A 16,636-nucleotide genomic window follows, 5' to 3' on the forward strand; every position below is an offset into this window, starting at 1 on the left:
AGGCACAACCAGAGCCAGCGGCGCAATAAAGAGGGCCAACAAGAACAGAACGCCTGTCGTTACAGCAGTGAGACCTGTACGTCCACCTTCTTCTACCCCTGCAGAGCTTTCTACAAATGCTGTAATTGTACTTGTACCCAATACTGCACCAGTACTTACGCCAACAGCATCTACCAGCATCGCTTTACCGATAATTTTCTCGCCTTTTTTCTTATCTTTCATTATGCCTGCGCGTGTAGCTGTACCTACCAGCGTACCGAAGGTATCAAACAACTCTACAAATGTGAAGATGAAAATAATATCAAACAGACCAATATGCAAAGCTGCTTTCAGGTCTAACTGACCTACTGCCAAATTGCTGAAATTTGGAATCCAGTGCCCTGTTGTCAAGCTACTCAGATCCGTTACACCCATCGGAATACCGATTAATGTAGTAGCTACGATTCCAATCAGCAATGCGCCTTTGACCCGAACGACCATCAACGCTGCGATAATGAGCAACCCGATTAGCGCCAACAACGCATCCTTTTGATGTACCAGACTACCCAGAACCAAATTAAAAGCATGACCCGGAACCGGTTGACCAACATCTGTCCCTGGAACAATACTCACCATAACCAGATTACAAAGCTTGAAACCAACAATTGTGATAAACAAGCCAATACCAACTGTAATAGCAGTTTTTAAATTTTCCGGAACTGCAACAAGCAGCATCTGTCTTACCCGGGTAACGGTTAAAATCAGAAAGACGATACCGGATATAAATACAGCGCCAAGTGCCGCTTGCCAAGTAATCATCCCATTAGAACTCAAGACTACAGTCATAAAGTAAGCATTCAAGCCCATCCCTGGCGCCATACCGATTGGCACATTTACAAACAAGCCCATCAGAATGGTAACTAAACCTGCACCTACTGCTGTTGCAAAGAAAACAGCTTCACTAGGCATCCCCGCTCCAGTTGGTCCCAAAAAGGTATTGTTGACCACCAGGATATAAGCCATGGTCATAAAAGTAGTAATCCCCGCAATAATCTCGGTGCGGACGTTTGTGCCATGTTCCTTTAATTTAAAGAAACGCTCCATGAGTCGTAATTCCTCCTACGCAAAGCATACTCGTATTGTTGTCGTTCACTTGCTGTAATATTCGCCTTTATATACGCTATATTACATCCGTTATTTTAGGCTCTCGCCTACGGCTTGTCAACAGAAAAAACGAATGTTACAAATTAAACACATATGTATTGTTCGGAAAACAGATAACCCGCGAGCTATTATACAGCTGGCGGGTTATCATTTAGAATAATCAGATATTTTTGTACTTATCAAAAGCATCAGCTGTATCCGGTATATTTTCCAGATAAACGATCTTCCCTTCTGCATTCAGTCGGGCTTTGTCCACTCCAGTAAGTGTATAAACTTCGCCTGTTGCCTTTTTACCGCACACTGCCCATCTGGTTTGATAGGTATCAGCTTCTTCAGCTGATTAATCGTTCTCTACTTACTTGATATTATCTTTTGCTAAATCGTAGCAATAAAAATATTCTTCTAAAATCTTCATCGAGTGGCCTCCAAAATCATTTGTCCTCGCACATTTCACATATTCTTCACATTGCTAGACATACGCTGTAGTGCATCTGTTAAAGCCACAATTTCCTCATCTGCAAACTTATAGAGGAGCTTTTCCTGAAAGGCTTGTCTTTGCTCTGTCAAAACTTTCAGCTCTTGAATTCCTAATTCGGTTAAACGTATATAGGTTACACGCTTATCCTGCTCTTTTTTACTTCGTAAAATCAGACCTTCCTCCTCCAGCCTTTTCAGATGCCGGGTCACTGCTGCACCATCCAGAACGAGCAGATGTTGAAGCTCCAGCTGACTTAGTTCCTGACGATGATTAATATGATACAAAATTTCGACCTTGGTGAAGCTGGTTTTTAGCTGTGCTTCAAAAGCGTTATTCATTTCTTTACACAAAAGATGCATTCGATAAAATAGCTGGCTTTTTTCAGAGCAATGTTTGATGACAAATCCTCCTCCTAATACTTGACCCATCAATTGATTCATCAAGCATTATACACCCTCACTAAAAATAAACAAGTCCTGAGACAAGTCTATATACAAATCCTACATTCACAAAAAAATGCTCAAGCTAAACGAATAGATTGAGCATTCCAGAATTTGTAGTTAAGGTCATTCGATGTCTTTCCTACTCTATTAGATCGTATTATTGATTTCGATAAATTTATGTTCAATTGCTGTCATTTCGTGATTGGGACGGGATATTAAATATGTATCCATGTAGCCAAAAATTGAAGGAACCGGTAAATAAGACGTTACTTTAAATTGTCGCGCCAGCTTTTTGGACATAAGGGTAATCCCCATTCCCATCAGAGCGAATTCTACCATCGTATCAAATATTCCAACCTCGACAACCTCCCCATGGGTCAATTGCATGCCCTGATACATCTTCTCTAAATGCGTGAGGTACAGGCAGCTATCCGACAATATGATAATAGAAGCTCCTTGCAATACCTGTTGGAGATCCGAGCCCTCGTGTATACCTTTCCCCACCAGCACAAGCTCTTCACGGCATATTTTTTGATAATGAATATATGGGTTGGTAGGATATCCTGTAACAAAAGCAATATCAAGCTCGCCGTCGAGGATGAATTGCTCCATTTCCGTGGTAGTTCCGGTTTTTAATGTCACCGAAGCCTGCGGGTACATCTCATATACCTTCGTTAGCGCCCTTGTTGTTTCGCCTGCTACAATGGACTGCATTGTGCCGACACGCAATTTTTCCTCCTGGGGTCTCATTTTCATCTCCGTGTCTTGCCATAGCAGTAAAATTTGCTTGTACTGAGCATATAGAATTTCGCCTGCGGGTGTCAGTTCCATACCACGAGGCTTTCGGTAAAATAACGCTGTGCCGTAATAGGCCTCCAGCTTCTTTATTTTAGCTGTCATATTCGATTGCAGATGATTCAGCTTCTGGGCAGCTTCTGTTAGACTTCTAAGTTCCGCCACTGAAACGAATGCCTGCATATTTTGAATATCCACCTCTTTCCCTCCCATCAAATAAAATGATATCTATATCATTAACAAACATTATTCTTTATGAGTTAAGTGTATTATATTGGGCTTGAGCGGTATTTACTACCCACATTTTAAAAACAGGAGGGATGTCATATGGTTCAACAGAAGATTCGTGCAGGTATCATAGGTGGTTCAATGAATAACAAATGGGCCAGCCAAACTCATATTCCGGCTTTGCTCAAGCACCCGAGCTTGGATATTACAGCCATCGGCACTTCCCGTATGGAGAGTGCACGAAAAAGTGCAAAAGGCGTGGGGGCGTCATTAGCTTTTGACGATGCGAAAAAGCTCGCAGCTTCAAAGGAAGTGGACATGGTCGTGGTGAGCGTAAAAGTTCTCCATCATAACGAGGCCGTAATGGCGGCTATTCAAGAGGGGAAGCATATTTTTTGTGAGTGGCCTCTGGGAGCCAACACTGTTGAAGCTGCTGAAATGGCTAAGGCGGCGGAACTGGCGGGCATTCATCATACCGTCGGCTTGCAGGCACGGCAGGATTTTGAGGTTCAAACGATGAAAAAGCTGGTGGAAGACGGGACAATTGGTGAAATTGTATCCTGTCATATGCAAGTAGCTACTTCTGGCAAAGGAGGACGAACAGATCAGGATACGGCATACTTGCTGAATAGAGCCAGTGGTGCCAACCTACTAACCATTAACGGGGGACATTCTTTGGATGCACTGCAATACATCGTTGGTGAATTCCGCGAGCTGTCGGCTGTCACAGCATCCCGTTATAACGAAGCCATTATTCAGGAAACGGGTGAAATCATTGCCAAGGATACAGCCGATCAAATTCTGATTCACGGGCTGTTGGAAAAAGGAACTCCGGTATCGGTTCACATTCAGGGCGGGGTGAATTCTAAGTTTGAGCTAGAGATTCAGGGGAAAAAGGGCAGTTTGCGTTTGAGTCAGAATCCTTCGCTTGGACATGTTCAATTTGGGAATCTGACGCTTGAAAAACTTGTATATGATCAGGGAAGTCATCAAAGTTATATTCCTAATGGCTTTTTTGAACCCATACGCATAGCTGCTGAACCTGATGGCTGCTTAGACTTTCCCAAAGAAGGAGTAACCCTGAATGTAGCCAAGGTTCATCATGTATTTGCCGAGGATATTTTGACGGGCACCCGTCTCGCCCCCGATTTCAACCATGCACTAAAGCTGCATCAGCTACTGGACCGCATTGAGGAATCGGCTGCAACCGGCAAAAAGATTATATGGTAAGGTAGATTTATAAAAAAAGAACCTTCAATATCAAGATAGATGTGGAATTGAAGGTTCTTTATAATATTAATCAGTTGAAATTCTCCTTTATTTAATAAAGTCATGCATTCTCGACTTTTATACTATTACCTTCAACCAAAATAAATTCCGCGTTGCTGATTGGATATAAATTTAATTGGCTGCCATATTCCTCAATGATGTTCTCCACCGCTTTTTTAAACGGGATGTTCGTATGGTGGGGGACTGGATAGAATTCAATTATTCCGAGCGCGGCAAAAGAATCCAAAGCAGGCGCCTCCTGCACATTGTCCATAAGTCGGACATACTCGATATTCGATGATAAAATCATCGAACCTGCCGATTCGCCTATATACAACTTCCCTGCATTAACTTCTTCAGCAATGATTTTGTCAGCCCCGCTTCTTCTTAACTCTTGAAGTAAATAAAATGTGTTGCCTCCGGTAATATAAATATAGTCATTTTCTCTAATTTTACTTTCTATTTCATTCAATGTTGCTGTGCTGATTTCGATTTCATCCACGACTAATCCTAAATTCTCTAATGCTTTTTTCCCTGTATTCACATAAAACTTAACTTTCTCTGGAATACTTGCGGTTGGGATGAAAGTGACTTTTTTTCCTTCCAAGTTTTCATCGGCGAAATGGACTAAGCATGGTGCGACATCCTTAAATGAGGACGACAAAAATAATTTTCTCATGTCTTTATTCTCCTTAGAATAGCGTTTAATGAAATGGGATATGTAACACTCTAATCTAGATAAATTATAAAATATATTAGTATCAAAACATGACACCATTAAAGGATGACATGAAAAAATAAACGTTTAATTCCATACTTGCTTTAAGCTATCTATAGCTTAAGGCAAATAAAATCATATAAAAAAAGGAGACATTACCATTGAATAATATCTCTTTTTTTCAGTCTTCATATTCCGTTTTGTAACAACAAATGAATTTATATCTTCGTAGCATGAGGCAATACTATTCGCCTTTAGCTAAAACCCAATTGAGGTTGCCGTGTAGTAAACTTTCCCGAGCAAAGGTTCGACCTTGCCCCCGTAAAAAAGACTCCAACCGCATAGCGATAGTTCGCCGATGCGGAGGAGCCTGATGTTGTATTGGTGAATCTCAAAGGGTTCGTGGTTAAGATGCGGGAGTCTCCACGCTTATTCCCACTCGATTGTTGCTGGTGGTTTGGACGTTACGTCGTACACGATACGATTGACGTTGTCCACTTCGTTGACGATACGAACAGAGATTTTCTCCAATACGTCCCAAGGGATACGTGCCCAGTCAGCGGTCATGCCGTCGATCGAGGTTACTGCGCGAATACCTACAGTGTAGGAATACGTACGGGCATCGCCCATAACGCCAACGCTCTTCATATTCGGCAGAGCGGTGAAGTATTGCCAAATTTCCCGATCCAGACCCGCTTTGGCAATCTCCTCGCGCAAAATAAAGTCAGAATCACGTACAATCTTGAGCTTGTCCTCTGTTACTTCGCCCAATACACGGATGGCAAGACCCGGACCTGGGAATGGCTGACGCCATACAATTTCGGCCGGAAGTCCGCATTCTTCGCCGACTTTACGCACTTCATCCTTGAACAAAGCATTCAGTGGCTCGATCAATTTGAATTTCATGTCTTCCGGTAAACCGCCTACGTTATGGTGCGACTTGATGGTTTGCGCCGTTGCTGTTCCGCTCTCTACAATATCTGTGTACAACGTGCCTTGTGCCAGGAAGTCAAAATCATCGAATTTAGCTGATTCTTCTTCAAAGACGTAAATAAACTCGTTACCGATGATTTTACGTTTTTGTTCCGGATCATCCACTCCTGCCAGTTTGGACAGGAAACGTTCACGTGCATCAATTTTGATAACTTTCATATCAAATTTACCAACGAACGTCTCCATTACACTTTCGGCTTCACCCTTGCGCAGCAGTCCATGATCAATGAACATACATGTCAGTTGGTCTCCGATCGCTCTGTGAATAAGCATGGCTACAACGGAAGAATCTACGCCGCCACTTAAAGCGCACAGTACTTTCTTGTCGCCTACTTGCTGACGGATTTCACGAATTTGCTCTTCAATGAACGATTCCATGGTCCAGTTGCCTTCACAGCCGCACACTTCATACAGGAAGTTGCTAATCATCTCATTACCTTGAACAGAATGACGTACCTCTGGATGGAATTGTACTGCATACAGATTCCGTTCCAGATTACTCATCGCAGCAATCGGCGCACTCTCTGTTCCCGCATCCAGTGTAAAGCCGGTTGGCAGATCTGTAACGTGATCGCCATGGCTCATCCACACGGTTTGACGGGAATCCAGTCCTTTAGTCAACCGAGCGCCCTCATTAAATTGCACGTCTGCTTTGCCATATTCACGCTTGCCCGCACGTTCTACCTTACCGTCCAGTTGATGAGCCATCAGTTGCATGCCATAACAAATACCAAAGATAGGGATGCCAAGATCATAAATTGCCCGATCCACCTGAGGAGCATTGTCTGTATATACGCTGGAAGGTCCGCCTGAGAAAACAATCCCTTTCGGCGCCAGCTCTCTCAGCTTCTCCGCAGGCGTATTGTATGGAAGGAGCTCGCTATATACGCCGAGATCCCGAATTCTTCTTGCAATTAACTGGTTGTATTGTCCTCCAAAATCGAGAACTACAACGATTTCATTAGGCTTATTCATTACCGTGCCTCCCTCAATTGTTCGTTTCATTATACGCAACGATAAAACAACACGTCAAGAAATCAACCATAGTTGAGTGGTCATGAAAAGATTGATAAAATAAATTGATTCTAAATTACTTAATCTGTCCGTAGGAGTGTACACAATGGATGTGCTGAAGTGGATCGCGCAATTGTTCGAAGAATATGGATACGGCGTCCTTTTTTTCGGCTTGCTGCTGGAATTTATTGCCTTGCCTTTTCCCGGGGAAACCACGATGGCTTATGCGGGATATCTCTCCTATGCCGGTACCCTGGATTTCAGCAAGTTGGTGCTGCTAGCATTTTTGGGCACAACCATCGGTATGACCATTACCTACTTTATCGGAAAATGGGCTGGACTCCCCTTTATTCAGAAGTACGGCAAATGGGTTTTGTTATCGCCGGACAAGCTTCAGAAAACACAAAAGTGGTTTCAACGTTATGGATACTGGCTTATTTTCCTTGGATATTTCATTCCAGGTGTCCGGCATTTTACAGGCTATTTTGCTGGAATTATAGCTCTTTCTTTTCGTAAATTTGTCTTGTATGCTTACAGCGGTGCTTTATTCTGGGTCGTCCTCTTTCTAAGCATTGGCAAGCTGTTTGGTCCGCAATGGGATGCCATGTTCCATTTGGTTGAGCTATACGCACTACGAATCGCAGCTGTCGTTGGGTTCATCATCCTGCTGTATTTTATATATCGGTGGAGAAGCTTCCTGTTTGGATCGCTATACAAATCCAAAAAATCGGTAAAAACCAGCAACAAGGATGACACGGAATAGTCACACTCCTGCCGCCTTATGACTACAGGCCCTTGCATAATATATCGAAATCACGAAAGGTATTACTACATCCCCCGCTCTTCCAGCCGAGCCCACCATTCGCGGCTCCATCATTTCGGGCGCTCCCCTTACTCCAAACATAGACAATCCGATGATACCTTGGCTCTACGTCGTCAGCATACCCAACAATCGACCCTGTAAATACAATGGGGTCAAGCATAAATTCATATTTTCAGAGCATACTAAGCCAACAAACTCCAATATCGGAGGATTTTACGTATGCCGAATCCGAATAAAAGTTGTCCACTTACTCATGTATCCTCTAACTTGAAAGATAATGTAAATCATATCGAGAGCTCCTTTGGAAACAGCGGAGATGTAATCATTAAAGAGCTACTATGGATGCAGAAATGGCCAGCAGCTCTGTTTTATATCGATGGTCTGGTCAACACTCAATTACTTCATGATTCCGTCCTGCGTTCATTAATGCGCGTAAACGAACATCATGTACCGGAGGGCACAGAACCATTCGACTATTTGAAGGATCAAATTTTGATCGCAGGTAACTCGGGTAGTGTGGATGAAATGGATGCCTTATTCAACCAGATGCTATCCGGCGGTATTATCATTTTGCTGGATGGATACGCAAAGGGCATATGGATTGATGCGGTCGGTTGGGAGGATCGCAATGTCAGCGAACCCCAATCCCAAACCGTTGTACGGGGTTCCATGGAGGGTTTTACTGAAAATTTACGTACCAATACAGCTCTAATTCGTAGGCGAATCCGCGATCCGCGGCTGTGGATGGAAACAAGACAGATCGGTCAAGTGACTCATACCAATGTAGCCGTGATGTATGTCAAAGGAATTGCTGACGAAGGGGTTATTCAGGAACTGAGAGAACGTTTGGACCGAATTGATATTGACGGAATTTTGGAAGGGGGTTACATCGAGGAGGAAATTCAGGATGAAACCTATACCCTGTTTCCCACCATTTATAACAGCGAGCGTCCGGATTCGGTCGCTGCCAGCCTGCTGGAAGGGCGAATTGCTATTTTGGTGGACGGAACACCATTTGTTCTGCTGATACCTGCATTGTTCGTTCAATTTTTCCAGTCGGCAGAGGATTATTACCAGCGTGCTGACATCAGTACGTTGCTGCGTATGCTGCGTTTCTTTTCCTTTTTTATCGCTATGCTTGCGCCAGCAGTATATATTGCGGTAACTACCTTTCATCAAGAGATGATTCCTACAAACTTATTGGTCAGTCTCGCTGCACAAAGAGAAGGCGTACCGTTTCCGGCTTTTGTCGAGGCGATGCTCATGGAAATAACTTATGAAATTTTGCGTGAAGCAGGAGTTCGAATTCCGAAGACCGTCGGGCAAGCCGTATCCATTGTAGGTACACTGGTCATTGGACAAGCAGCCGTGGATGCAGGAGTGGTCTCGGCGGCTATGGTTATTGTTGTATCAATCACAGCGATCTCCAGCTATGTTATTCCGGAAAACGGTCTTTCCATTGCGGTTCGTATTGTTCGCTTCGCCTTAATGATGCTAGCGGCAGCCTTTGGACTTCTGGGAATATTGATGGGGTTAATCGTACTTTTGTTGCACTTAACCAGTCTGCGATCGTTCGGAGTATCTTATATGAGCCCGTTCGGTCCCTATGTGGAAAGCGATATAAAAGATACGCTGTTTCGCCTACCTTGGCCTCGCATGAAGACACGGCCTCAATCCATCTCTATCCAAAATACAATTCGTCAAAAAACGAAAAAAAGACGGATTGGCAATAAATCGAAAACCAGAAGGGATCAGCCATGAAACAGACCATACATTTGTTCTTCGTCTGGGGACTGATTGCATTACTATTAGGTGGTTGCTGGGATCGTAAAGAATTAAACGAGCTGGGCATCGCTATTGGGATCGGAGTGGATATGGAAGGTGACCAGTATCAGGTGACGGCTCAGGTGGTCATTCCTTCGGCAGTAGCTTCCAAATCTTCACCAAGTGCAGGCTCGCCCGTCGTTACTTATGAGGCTACTGCGCCCACAATTCAAGAGGCTATTCAAAAAATGACGGATACAAGCCCGCGAATCATCTATTTATCTCATATTCGTATGCTGATTTTAGGTGAAGAGTATGCGAGAAGAGGAATTTCTGATGCGATTGAAGCCTTGATGCGGGAGCCTTTTACCAGAAGTGACTTTTATATTGCGATAGCCAAAAATAACAAGGCTTCCACGATGTTAAAGATCCCCACTCCACTGGAAAAGTTACCGGCCAATAAAATGTTTGCTTCATTGGATACGTTAACTAAAACATGGGCTCCTGCCACCAAAGTAACCATGGATCAACTGCTGAGCGACTTGGCTAATCCTGACATCCAGCCCACTCTGCCCGCATTGGAAGCTTTGGGAGATACAGAATCGTCCAATGAAAAAGGTGTGGATGACATTAAAAGCATATCTCCTGGAACCACACTGAGGTTCTCCGGTATCGGTGTATTAAAAAAAGACCGCTTGCTGGGCTGGATCAATGAACAAGACAGCAAAGGGTTCAATTACATTCGAAATACAGTGGAATCAACTACAGGACACGTCGACTGTCAGGGAGGAGGTAATATCGCCTTATTAACCTTGAACAGCGAAACCCAAAGAAAAGTGATCATTCGCGATGGAGAACCTGTTATCTCCATATCCGTTACCAACGACAGCACAATACGAGAGGTCAACTGCCAGCATATGAAGTTAAGCAGTATGGCTGACATCAAAGAAATTGAAGCTGCAAGCAATGAAAAAATCGTTGAAATTTTGAGGCATTCTGTAGAGACTGTCCGACGTGAGTTTAAGTCAGACATTTTCGGCTTTGGTCAGCTGATCCACCAGTCCAAACCTGAACTTTGGAAACGACTAAAAGAAGAAAAAGAAAATCCATTTATGGACTTACAAATTGAATATAAAGCAAAGACCACGATCAAAAAAATTGGTTCCTTGTTTGAATCGTTCCAAAAAGAAATGAAGGAGTGAGCTTGGTGGAGGAGAAAGGGCGTATCAGCATTACAAATATAGCCGTACTCGTATTTTTGAGTATTATCGGAGACTGTGTATTGGTATATCCCTCCCTCATTACTAGCATATCCAAACAGGATGCCTGGATCAGCTCATTCCTAAGCATCCCTGCAGGACTGGCTGTATTACTGCTATTCCTGCGGGTACATCAGCTATACCCTGATCTCACCTTTGTTCAGCTATGCGAGCGAATTTTGGGTCCGTGGCTAGGCGCCCTCATTTCAATATGGTATTTGTTCCATTTAATGATGAATTCAGCGATTTATTTAAGAGAAGTCGGAGATTTTATGAACAGCCAAACCTATGTGATGACGCCTCTTCCCGTGATCAATTTACTTTTAATCCTTGTGCTAATGTGGGGCATGTATATGGGATTGGAACCAATTGCGCGTACGGCTCAAATCTTATTTCCATTTTGCTTGGCTTTTGCTTTGTTTTTAATCCTATGCTTGCTTCCCCAATGTGACAGTCAGCAGCTTAAGCCCATTATGGAGCAAGGTATTCCTAAAATTATGGAGGGCAGCCTATTTGCGCTCTCTTACCCATTCGGTGAACTAGCTTTTTTACTCATGATTTTTCCCCATGTGAACAAACAACCGGGTCTAAAAAAATCGGTTTTACTTTCCGGACTTGCTGCCAGCATTCTGTTAAGCGTACTACTCCTAGTTTCTCTCCTGGTGCTAGGCCCTTTTGTAACCGAACATAGCGTGTACACCTCTTATATGCTATCTAAAAAGATCAATATAGGAAATTTCTTACAGAGAATTGAATCCATGATGAGTACTGCCTGGATTATCACTACCTTTGTTAAAACCATTTTACACTTCTATGCCTTTACCTTAGGAATGACTCAGCTACTGCGATTAAATAATGTTCGGACCTTTCTTGGTCCTAGCTTCATGATCCTGTTTGGTCTGATTATCGTGTCGGCGCCTAATATTACTTATTATCTGGATACGATCGTCCACGCCTGGATTTATTGGGATTTGACGGATTCCATTGTCCTTCCTTCGCTGCTGCTTATCGTATACAAGTTAAGATCGAAAGGCCGCCACAGCCTGGGACCCAGTTGATCCACACCCTTAACGGAAGGAGCCTTCACTGTGCTGATCACCACTGTTATTATCTGTATCGGTCTAGCCATTGCTGCCAAAGATTTGCCAGGCTTGTATCGAAAACATCGCTTTAAAGATATGTTCGTGTACATCATTATGCTCGGAATAGGCACATGGCTTAGTGTCCTTGCCGCCAAGTCAGAGGTTACGCCAAGCCCGTTGGTACTGATTGAAATCATCTACAACCCTGTTAACGCTTTTGTGTCACATATATTTGGTTTTTAGAAAGGAGACAGCCACATGTCAAAAAAAGCACGTATTAGCGTTCGGCAAGTGACTGTCCTGATGTTTATGAGCTTAATCGGGGATATGCTCTTAATCTATCCGACTATGATTACACATATTGCTCTTCAGGATGCCTGGATCAGCTCCATACTGTCCATCCCGCTGGGCTTAATTATTATTTACGTGCTTATTCGCGTTCATGAACTCCACCCGAATCTTACACTTATTGAAGCGATTCGCAAAATTATGGGACCCGTGTTAGGAACCGTTGTCTCCTGCTGGTATCTGTTTTATTTTTTAATAAACACCGCTCTTATTGCGAGAGAGGTAGGCGATTTTCTGACTACACAGTTATTAGTACACACCCCTCTGCGTGTTCTACTCGCTATGGGAATATTCTTAATGGTGCTTACTGCGCTAATGGGAATTGAAGCTTTCGGTCGGGTTAGCGAGATGCTTTTACCAGCATATATATTAATTTTCTCTGGTCTGATCCTTGCACTCCTACCACAAGTTCAGCTTTCTAATATACGGCCTGTTTTGGAAAATGGGCTGGCTCCTGTTGCTAAAGGAATGGTTCCAGGCGTGGCAATGCCTTTTGCCGGAATGTCCATTATGCTTATGGTTTTTCCTTATGTAAACAAGAAAGCCCATTTTAAAAAGGACATGTTGCTCGCTTCCCTTATAGGCGGAATCGTGATTAGTCTGTTTCTGCTGCTCTCCCTTCTTGTGATTGGACCCTTTGTGACTAATTACAGTCCATACATTTCTTCTGTACTCACGACAAAAATTAATGAACTGAATTATATTACACGCGTTGAATCGCTTGTTGCTTTAACCTGGGCACTGGCTGCCTATTTCAAGGGAGTTCTTTTCTTCTACGCCTTCACTTTTGGAACCCCCCAGTTGTTCCGAATTTCTAATAGTCGTCCATTCGTCATACCCGCAGGAGCGATTGTGTTTGGTATGACCATTTTGATAACCCCAAATGTGTTTTATTATGTAAGAACTCTTGTTTATCCGATGGCTGCCTGGCATTATACGAACGGCTTGTTCATTCCGCTTCTTTTATGGGTTGTTTACCTCTGTCGGCGAAAGTGGAAGCAGCGGCAAAACATATCTACACATTAACAAAAAACCTTTTGAAACCGAGCTTAAAAAGCATAGCCCGATTCCAAAAGGTTTTTTTCATAACTTATGCCATGTCCTGAATGTATGCCAGTGCTGCATCAATATGCCCTTTTACTCTTAAACCGCGCCATTCATGAACTAAAATGCCATTCTCATCAATAAGGAACGTAGAGCGAACAATGCCCATGTACTGCTTGCCGTACATCTGTTTTTGCTGCCATACACCATATGTTTCAGCCACCAGATGCTCTTCATCAGATAACAACTGAAAAGGTAGACCGTACTTGGCAATAAACTTGTCATGCTGCTTAAGTGGATCGGGGCTTATGCCCAGAATCACGGTGTTCAAACCTTCAAACTCCGCATGTTTATCCCGAAAATCACAAGCCTGGGTCGAGCAGCTAGAGGTTAAGTCCTTGGGATAAAAATACAACAATACTCTACTGCCGCGATAATCCGACAGCTTGACACTCTTGCCCTCACTACCAGGCAATTCAAAGTCTGGTGCAGCTTGTCCAATAACGGTCAATGTCGTGGACATCTTATCATCTCCTATCTTGTAGGGGTTCTTCTATCATCCACCCTATGAGCCAGCCCCCCGGTAACGCCGAATCCCCCAGTTCCAAGCCAGTAAGCCCAATGTCAGAAAAACAATTCCCATCACAGGAGTTAAGAGCGCCATATGGCGCATGTCCTCTCGTTGAAGGAACAGAGAAGCCGGATATACGCCAACAAAAGCAAATGGCAGTATCCAAGTCAGCACAACCTGAATAGCACGGTTATAGATCGTCACCGGATAACGTCCGTAGCCCTGAATATTGTACATGAGCGGAATAATTCCTGTGGGCGCATCCGAAAAGAATGAAAGAGAAGTCAATATGGTGTATATACCCGTATAGATCGCCACGGCACTTAGACTCAAAACGATCAGCGCTGGTACGAACCACCACTCCATAGCCAAATCCATCTGTGCGCCGCTGATCCCCATAATAATCAGGCCGATCACTGAGCCGACCAGCGCGGGCGGGTCCACATTTTCAAGGAAAATCTGGAACAGATTATACGCAGGACGGGTCATTACCCGGTCGAGTTCACCTTTTACAATATAACGCTCGCTAAAGTTCCAGAGGTTAACGAAACAACTGAACAGTCCATAAGGAACCATAAAAAATCCGTAAACGAACACAACTTCGCTTTCACTCCAGCCACCCAAGCTGTTCGTATGCATAAAAATAACTAAAATAAAAATAAGATTCGTGGCCTGAAAGAGCAGATCCGAAATGACTTCTACCCAAAAATCGGCACGATAGGTGAGCCGTGATTTCATGTAATTTTTCAAATATTCGCTAATGAGACCCAAATAGTACATCATCGGCTTACCCTCCCTGCACGAACAGACGTCTGCGCGCCAGCCGCCAAATGATGATCATCGGCACGAGCAGAACGACCAGCCAAATGATTTGGATACCCAGCACATTCCATATGCCAACGCCTTTTACACGTCCCGTAAATACAGAGCCCGGCAAATAAGTAATTGCCTGAAACGGCATCCATTGGGAAACTGTCGCCAGCCAGCCCGGAAACAAACTGATTGGCAAGATCAACCCCGAGAACAGGTCTACGACTACGCGCTTCATGCGCATCATGCCCTCATTATTTTCAATAAAAAAGGCCGTCAATCCTGTAATAATATTAATCTGAGTATTAATCAGAAAGCTGAAAAACAGCATGACCAGAAAACCAATCCAGGCTACCGGGTCACTAGGAAGCTGCACGGGAAACAGCAGCATCGCAATCGCCATGCCCGGAATCATAAACAAGAGGAAGCGAAACATCCCCTCGCCGAGCCCCTGCATAAACTTAACAAGTACATAGTTATAAGGTCGGATCATCTGAATAGCAATGCTTCCATCCCGAATATCCGTCGATATTTCGCGATCCAGATTGTTAAAATAAAAGGCTCTCGCCATCCACGATACGGCTACATAGGTTGTCATCTGAGCAGCAGTAAAGCCTCCAATACTACCCGCATCGCCATATATCGCTTTGTATGTGAAATAATACACGCCGATATTCATGGAGTAAATAAGTATGCCTGAATAATAGTTCACACGATAAGCAAGCATGGTGAGAAATCGAATACGAATAAAATCGGTATATACGCTAAGCATGAACTTTGGCCTCCACTATCGGATTGCCCTGGCGTTCTGCCGAGCCAGACTGATAGATACTGCGGACGATATCATCCGTGTTGGTTTCAATGATTTTGATATCTGTAATGTCCGTGCGGCCAACTACGTTAGCCAGCACATCCGATACATTAATATGAAGAGGAATCCACACCTTGGCAGCCAAATCGTTATCCATGGTCCACGTCAGCGGCATATCGGCTGTCCATGCCTGCAATTGCTCCAGCTGTGTCGTCGTACCAAATTGAAACCGTACTTCTCGTCCTGTCCCCCAACGATCCTTGAGATCATCCAATCCACCATCATAAATGATATTCCCATCATCCAACATAATGACGCGCGAGCACAGCGCTTCAATATCCTGCAAATCATGGGTTGTCAGCAAAATAGTGGTCCCGTGTTCACGGTTCATGTCCTTCAAAAACTCGCGAATTTCGGACTTCACCATAATATCAAGTCCAATGGTCGGCTCGTCCAGAAAAACAATGGACGGATTGTGCAGCAAAGCAGCTACCAACTCACAACGCATCCGTTGTCCAAGGCTAAGCTTGCGTACCGGGCGACTTAGCAGATCCTGCAATTGCAGCCTCTCTACCAGCTCATCCAGCCTACGTTTGAAGTCTGTGGCCGGAACCTGATATACTTTGCGCAGCAGTTGAAAAGACTCGATCACACCGATGTCCCACCAAAGCTGGCTGCGCTGACCGAAAACAACGCCAATGTTACCTACAAATTTCTCGCGGTCCTCATAAGGGACATATCCCCCCACCTTGAGATGTCCCGAGGTTGGCACGAGAATACCTGTCAACATCTTAATCGTGGTGGACTTTCCGGCCCCGTTCTCACCAATATAACCGCATATTTCCCCTTGCGGAATACGGAAGGATATATCTTTGACCGCAGCCACCTCGTTGTATTCGCGGGCGAATAAATCAAGGAAGGCACCTTTTAAGCCCTCGCGGTTTTTTTGAACCTTAAATGTTTTGCGCAGATCCTGCACATCAATTGCTAGCATGCTATACCTCTCAATCAGGATTTGTAAAATCCATAGTTAAATTGATTGT

The 16,636-nt window shown here is 43.9% G+C and carries 17 protein-coding genes (1 of these 17 cut by a window edge); 7 read left to right on the forward strand and 10 right to left on the reverse strand.

What is annotated here, in order from left to right:
- The 4 genes from ACXHJ2_RS19300 to ACXHJ2_RS19315 form a co-directional block, all read right to left on the reverse strand.
- Positions 1–1,083, reverse strand: the 5' portion of a protein-coding gene (locus ACXHJ2_RS19300) for an NCS2 family permease (RefSeq protein ID WP_013369458.1). It extends 288 nt beyond the left edge of the window; the window shows 1,083 of its 1,371 coding nt (coding positions 1–1,083); its start codon is at positions 1,081–1,083; its stop codon lies beyond the left edge, outside the window.
- 220 nt (positions 1,084–1,303) lie between these two features.
- The gene (locus ACXHJ2_RS19305) at positions 1,304–1,444 is read right to left on the reverse strand and encodes a hypothetical protein (RefSeq protein ID WP_238791634.1); all 141 of its coding nucleotides are present in this window, start codon (positions 1,442–1,444) and stop codon (positions 1,304–1,306) included.
- Positions 1,445–1,593: 149 nt separating this feature from the next.
- Positions 1,594–2,064 carry a MarR family winged helix-turn-helix transcriptional regulator gene (locus ACXHJ2_RS19310; protein ID WP_165082855.1) on the reverse strand — a complete coding sequence of 157 codons (471 nt, stop codon included), beginning with the start codon at positions 2,062–2,064 and terminating at the stop codon, positions 1,594–1,596.
- Between the two features lie 147 nt (positions 2,065–2,211).
- Positions 2,212–3,057 carry a LysR family transcriptional regulator gene (locus ACXHJ2_RS19315; protein ID WP_129548707.1) on the reverse strand — a complete coding sequence of 282 codons (846 nt, stop codon included), beginning with the start codon at positions 3,055–3,057 and terminating at the stop codon, positions 2,212–2,214.
- A 129-nt stretch (positions 3,058–3,186) separates the two neighbouring features.
- On the opposite strand from ACXHJ2_RS19315, the gene ACXHJ2_RS19320 reads away from it, so the two are divergent.
- Positions 3,187–4,317 (forward strand): Gfo/Idh/MocA family protein, encoded by a 1,131-nt coding sequence (locus ACXHJ2_RS19320; RefSeq protein WP_165082857.1) that lies wholly within the window; start codon positions 3,187–3,189, stop codon positions 4,315–4,317.
- Positions 4,318–4,417: 100 nt separating this feature from the next.
- Here the strand turns inward: ACXHJ2_RS19320 and ACXHJ2_RS19325 are convergent, their stop codons facing one another.
- Together ACXHJ2_RS19325 and guaA are read right to left on the reverse strand one after the other, a co-directional pair.
- Entirely contained in the window at positions 4,418–5,035 is a 618-nt protein-coding gene (locus tag ACXHJ2_RS19325) for a Type 1 glutamine amidotransferase-like domain-containing protein (RefSeq protein WP_165082859.1), read from the reverse strand.
- A gap of 468 nt (positions 5,036–5,503) precedes the next feature.
- On the reverse strand, positions 5,504–7,042 hold the full coding sequence (gene guaA / locus ACXHJ2_RS19330; RefSeq protein WP_165082861.1) for a glutamine-hydrolyzing GMP synthase: 1,539 nt from the start codon (positions 7,040–7,042) through the stop codon (positions 5,504–5,506).
- A gap of 145 nt (positions 7,043–7,187) precedes the next feature.
- Here guaA and ACXHJ2_RS19335 point away from each other — a divergent pair, with 145 nt between their 5' ends.
- From ACXHJ2_RS19335 to ACXHJ2_RS19360, 6 genes are all read left to right on the forward strand, one after another.
- Positions 7,188–7,844: a DedA family protein gene (locus tag ACXHJ2_RS19335; protein ID WP_165082863.1), complete on the forward strand. Its 657-nt coding sequence runs from the start codon at positions 7,188–7,190 to the stop codon at positions 7,842–7,844.
- 279 nt (positions 7,845–8,123) lie between these two features.
- The gene (locus tag ACXHJ2_RS19340) at positions 8,124–9,665 is read left to right on the forward strand and encodes a spore germination protein (protein ID WP_013369450.1); all 1,542 of its coding nucleotides are present in this window, start codon (positions 8,124–8,126) and stop codon (positions 9,663–9,665) included.
- Positions 9,662–10,870, forward strand: coding sequence for a Ger(x)C family spore germination protein (locus tag ACXHJ2_RS19345; RefSeq protein WP_013369449.1), 1,209 nt, complete (start codon positions 9,662–9,664; stop codon positions 10,868–10,870). The genes ACXHJ2_RS19340 and ACXHJ2_RS19345 overlap by 4 nt, the downstream gene beginning before the upstream one ends.
- A gap of 5 nt (positions 10,871–10,875) precedes the next feature.
- The gene (locus ACXHJ2_RS19350; protein WP_165082865.1) at positions 10,876–11,985 is read left to right on the forward strand and encodes a GerAB/ArcD/ProY family transporter; all 1,110 of its coding nucleotides are present in this window, start codon (positions 10,876–10,878) and stop codon (positions 11,983–11,985) included.
- Between the two features lie 30 nt (positions 11,986–12,015).
- Positions 12,016–12,252, forward strand: coding sequence for a hypothetical protein (locus ACXHJ2_RS19355; RefSeq protein ID WP_013369447.1), 237 nt, complete (start codon positions 12,016–12,018; stop codon positions 12,250–12,252).
- A 15-nt stretch (positions 12,253–12,267) separates the two neighbouring features.
- On the forward strand, positions 12,268–13,383 hold the full coding sequence (locus tag ACXHJ2_RS19360; protein ID WP_165082867.1) for a GerAB/ArcD/ProY family transporter: 1,116 nt from the start codon (positions 12,268–12,270) through the stop codon (positions 13,381–13,383).
- 64 nt (positions 13,384–13,447) lie between these two features.
- Here the strand turns inward: ACXHJ2_RS19360 and bcp are convergent, their stop codons facing one another.
- From bcp to ACXHJ2_RS19380, 4 genes are read right to left on the reverse strand one after another with little or no spacing between them, the layout of a single operon-like run.
- Complete coding sequence (gene bcp / locus ACXHJ2_RS19365; RefSeq protein WP_137077857.1) at positions 13,448–13,924, reverse strand: thioredoxin-dependent thiol peroxidase; 477 nt, start codon at positions 13,922–13,924, stop codon at positions 13,448–13,450.
- Between the two features lie 42 nt (positions 13,925–13,966).
- Complete coding sequence (locus ACXHJ2_RS19370; protein WP_013369444.1) at positions 13,967–14,755, reverse strand: ABC transporter permease; 789 nt, start codon at positions 14,753–14,755, stop codon at positions 13,967–13,969.
- A 4-nt stretch (positions 14,756–14,759) separates the two neighbouring features.
- Entirely contained in the window at positions 14,760–15,554 is a 795-nt protein-coding gene (locus ACXHJ2_RS19375; protein ID WP_165082869.1) for an ABC transporter permease, read from the reverse strand.
- Complete coding sequence (locus ACXHJ2_RS19380) at positions 15,547–16,587, reverse strand: ABC transporter ATP-binding protein (RefSeq protein ID WP_013369442.1); 1,041 nt, start codon at positions 16,585–16,587, stop codon at positions 15,547–15,549. The genes ACXHJ2_RS19375 and ACXHJ2_RS19380 overlap by 8 nt, the downstream gene beginning before the upstream one ends.
- Positions 16,588–16,636: the final 49 nt, after the last annotated feature.

The sequence above is a fragment of the Paenibacillus sp. ALE3 genome, from assembly GCF_054113405.1.

Excerpts from the sequence above, each read along its gene's own strand:
- guaA (WP_165082861.1), bottom strand. The coding sequence starts at position 7,042 with ATGAATAAGCCTAATGAAATCGTTGTAGTTCTCGATTTTGGAGGACAA.
- ACXHJ2_RS19375 (WP_165082869.1), bottom strand. The coding sequence starts at position 15,554 with ATGCTTAGCGTATATACCGATTTTATTCGTATTCGATTTCTCACCATG.
- ACXHJ2_RS19320 (WP_165082857.1), top strand. The coding sequence starts at position 3,187 with ATGGTTCAACAGAAGATTCGTGCAGGTATCATAGGTGGTTCAATGAAT.
- bcp (WP_137077857.1), bottom strand. The coding sequence starts at position 13,924 with ATGTCCACGACATTGACCGTTATTGGACAAGCTGCACCAGACTTTGAA.
- ACXHJ2_RS19340 (WP_013369450.1), top strand. The coding sequence starts at position 8,124 with ATGCCGAATCCGAATAAAAGTTGTCCACTTACTCATGTATCCTCTAAC.
- ACXHJ2_RS19345 (WP_013369449.1), top strand. The coding sequence starts at position 9,662 with ATGAAACAGACCATACATTTGTTCTTCGTCTGGGGACTGATTGCATTA.
- ACXHJ2_RS19370 (WP_013369444.1), bottom strand. The coding sequence starts at position 14,755 with ATGATGTACTATTTGGGTCTCATTAGCGAATATTTGAAAAATTACATG.
- ACXHJ2_RS19360 (WP_165082867.1), top strand. The coding sequence starts at position 12,268 with ATGTCAAAAAAAGCACGTATTAGCGTTCGGCAAGTGACTGTCCTGATG.
- ACXHJ2_RS19335 (WP_165082863.1), top strand. The coding sequence starts at position 7,188 with ATGGATGTGCTGAAGTGGATCGCGCAATTGTTCGAAGAATATGGATAC.
- ACXHJ2_RS19325 (WP_165082859.1), bottom strand. The coding sequence starts at position 5,035 with ATGAGAAAATTATTTTTGTCGTCCTCATTTAAGGATGTCGCACCATGC.
- ACXHJ2_RS19380 (WP_013369442.1), bottom strand. The coding sequence starts at position 16,587 with ATGCTAGCAATTGATGTGCAGGATCTGCGCAAAACATTTAAGGTTCAA.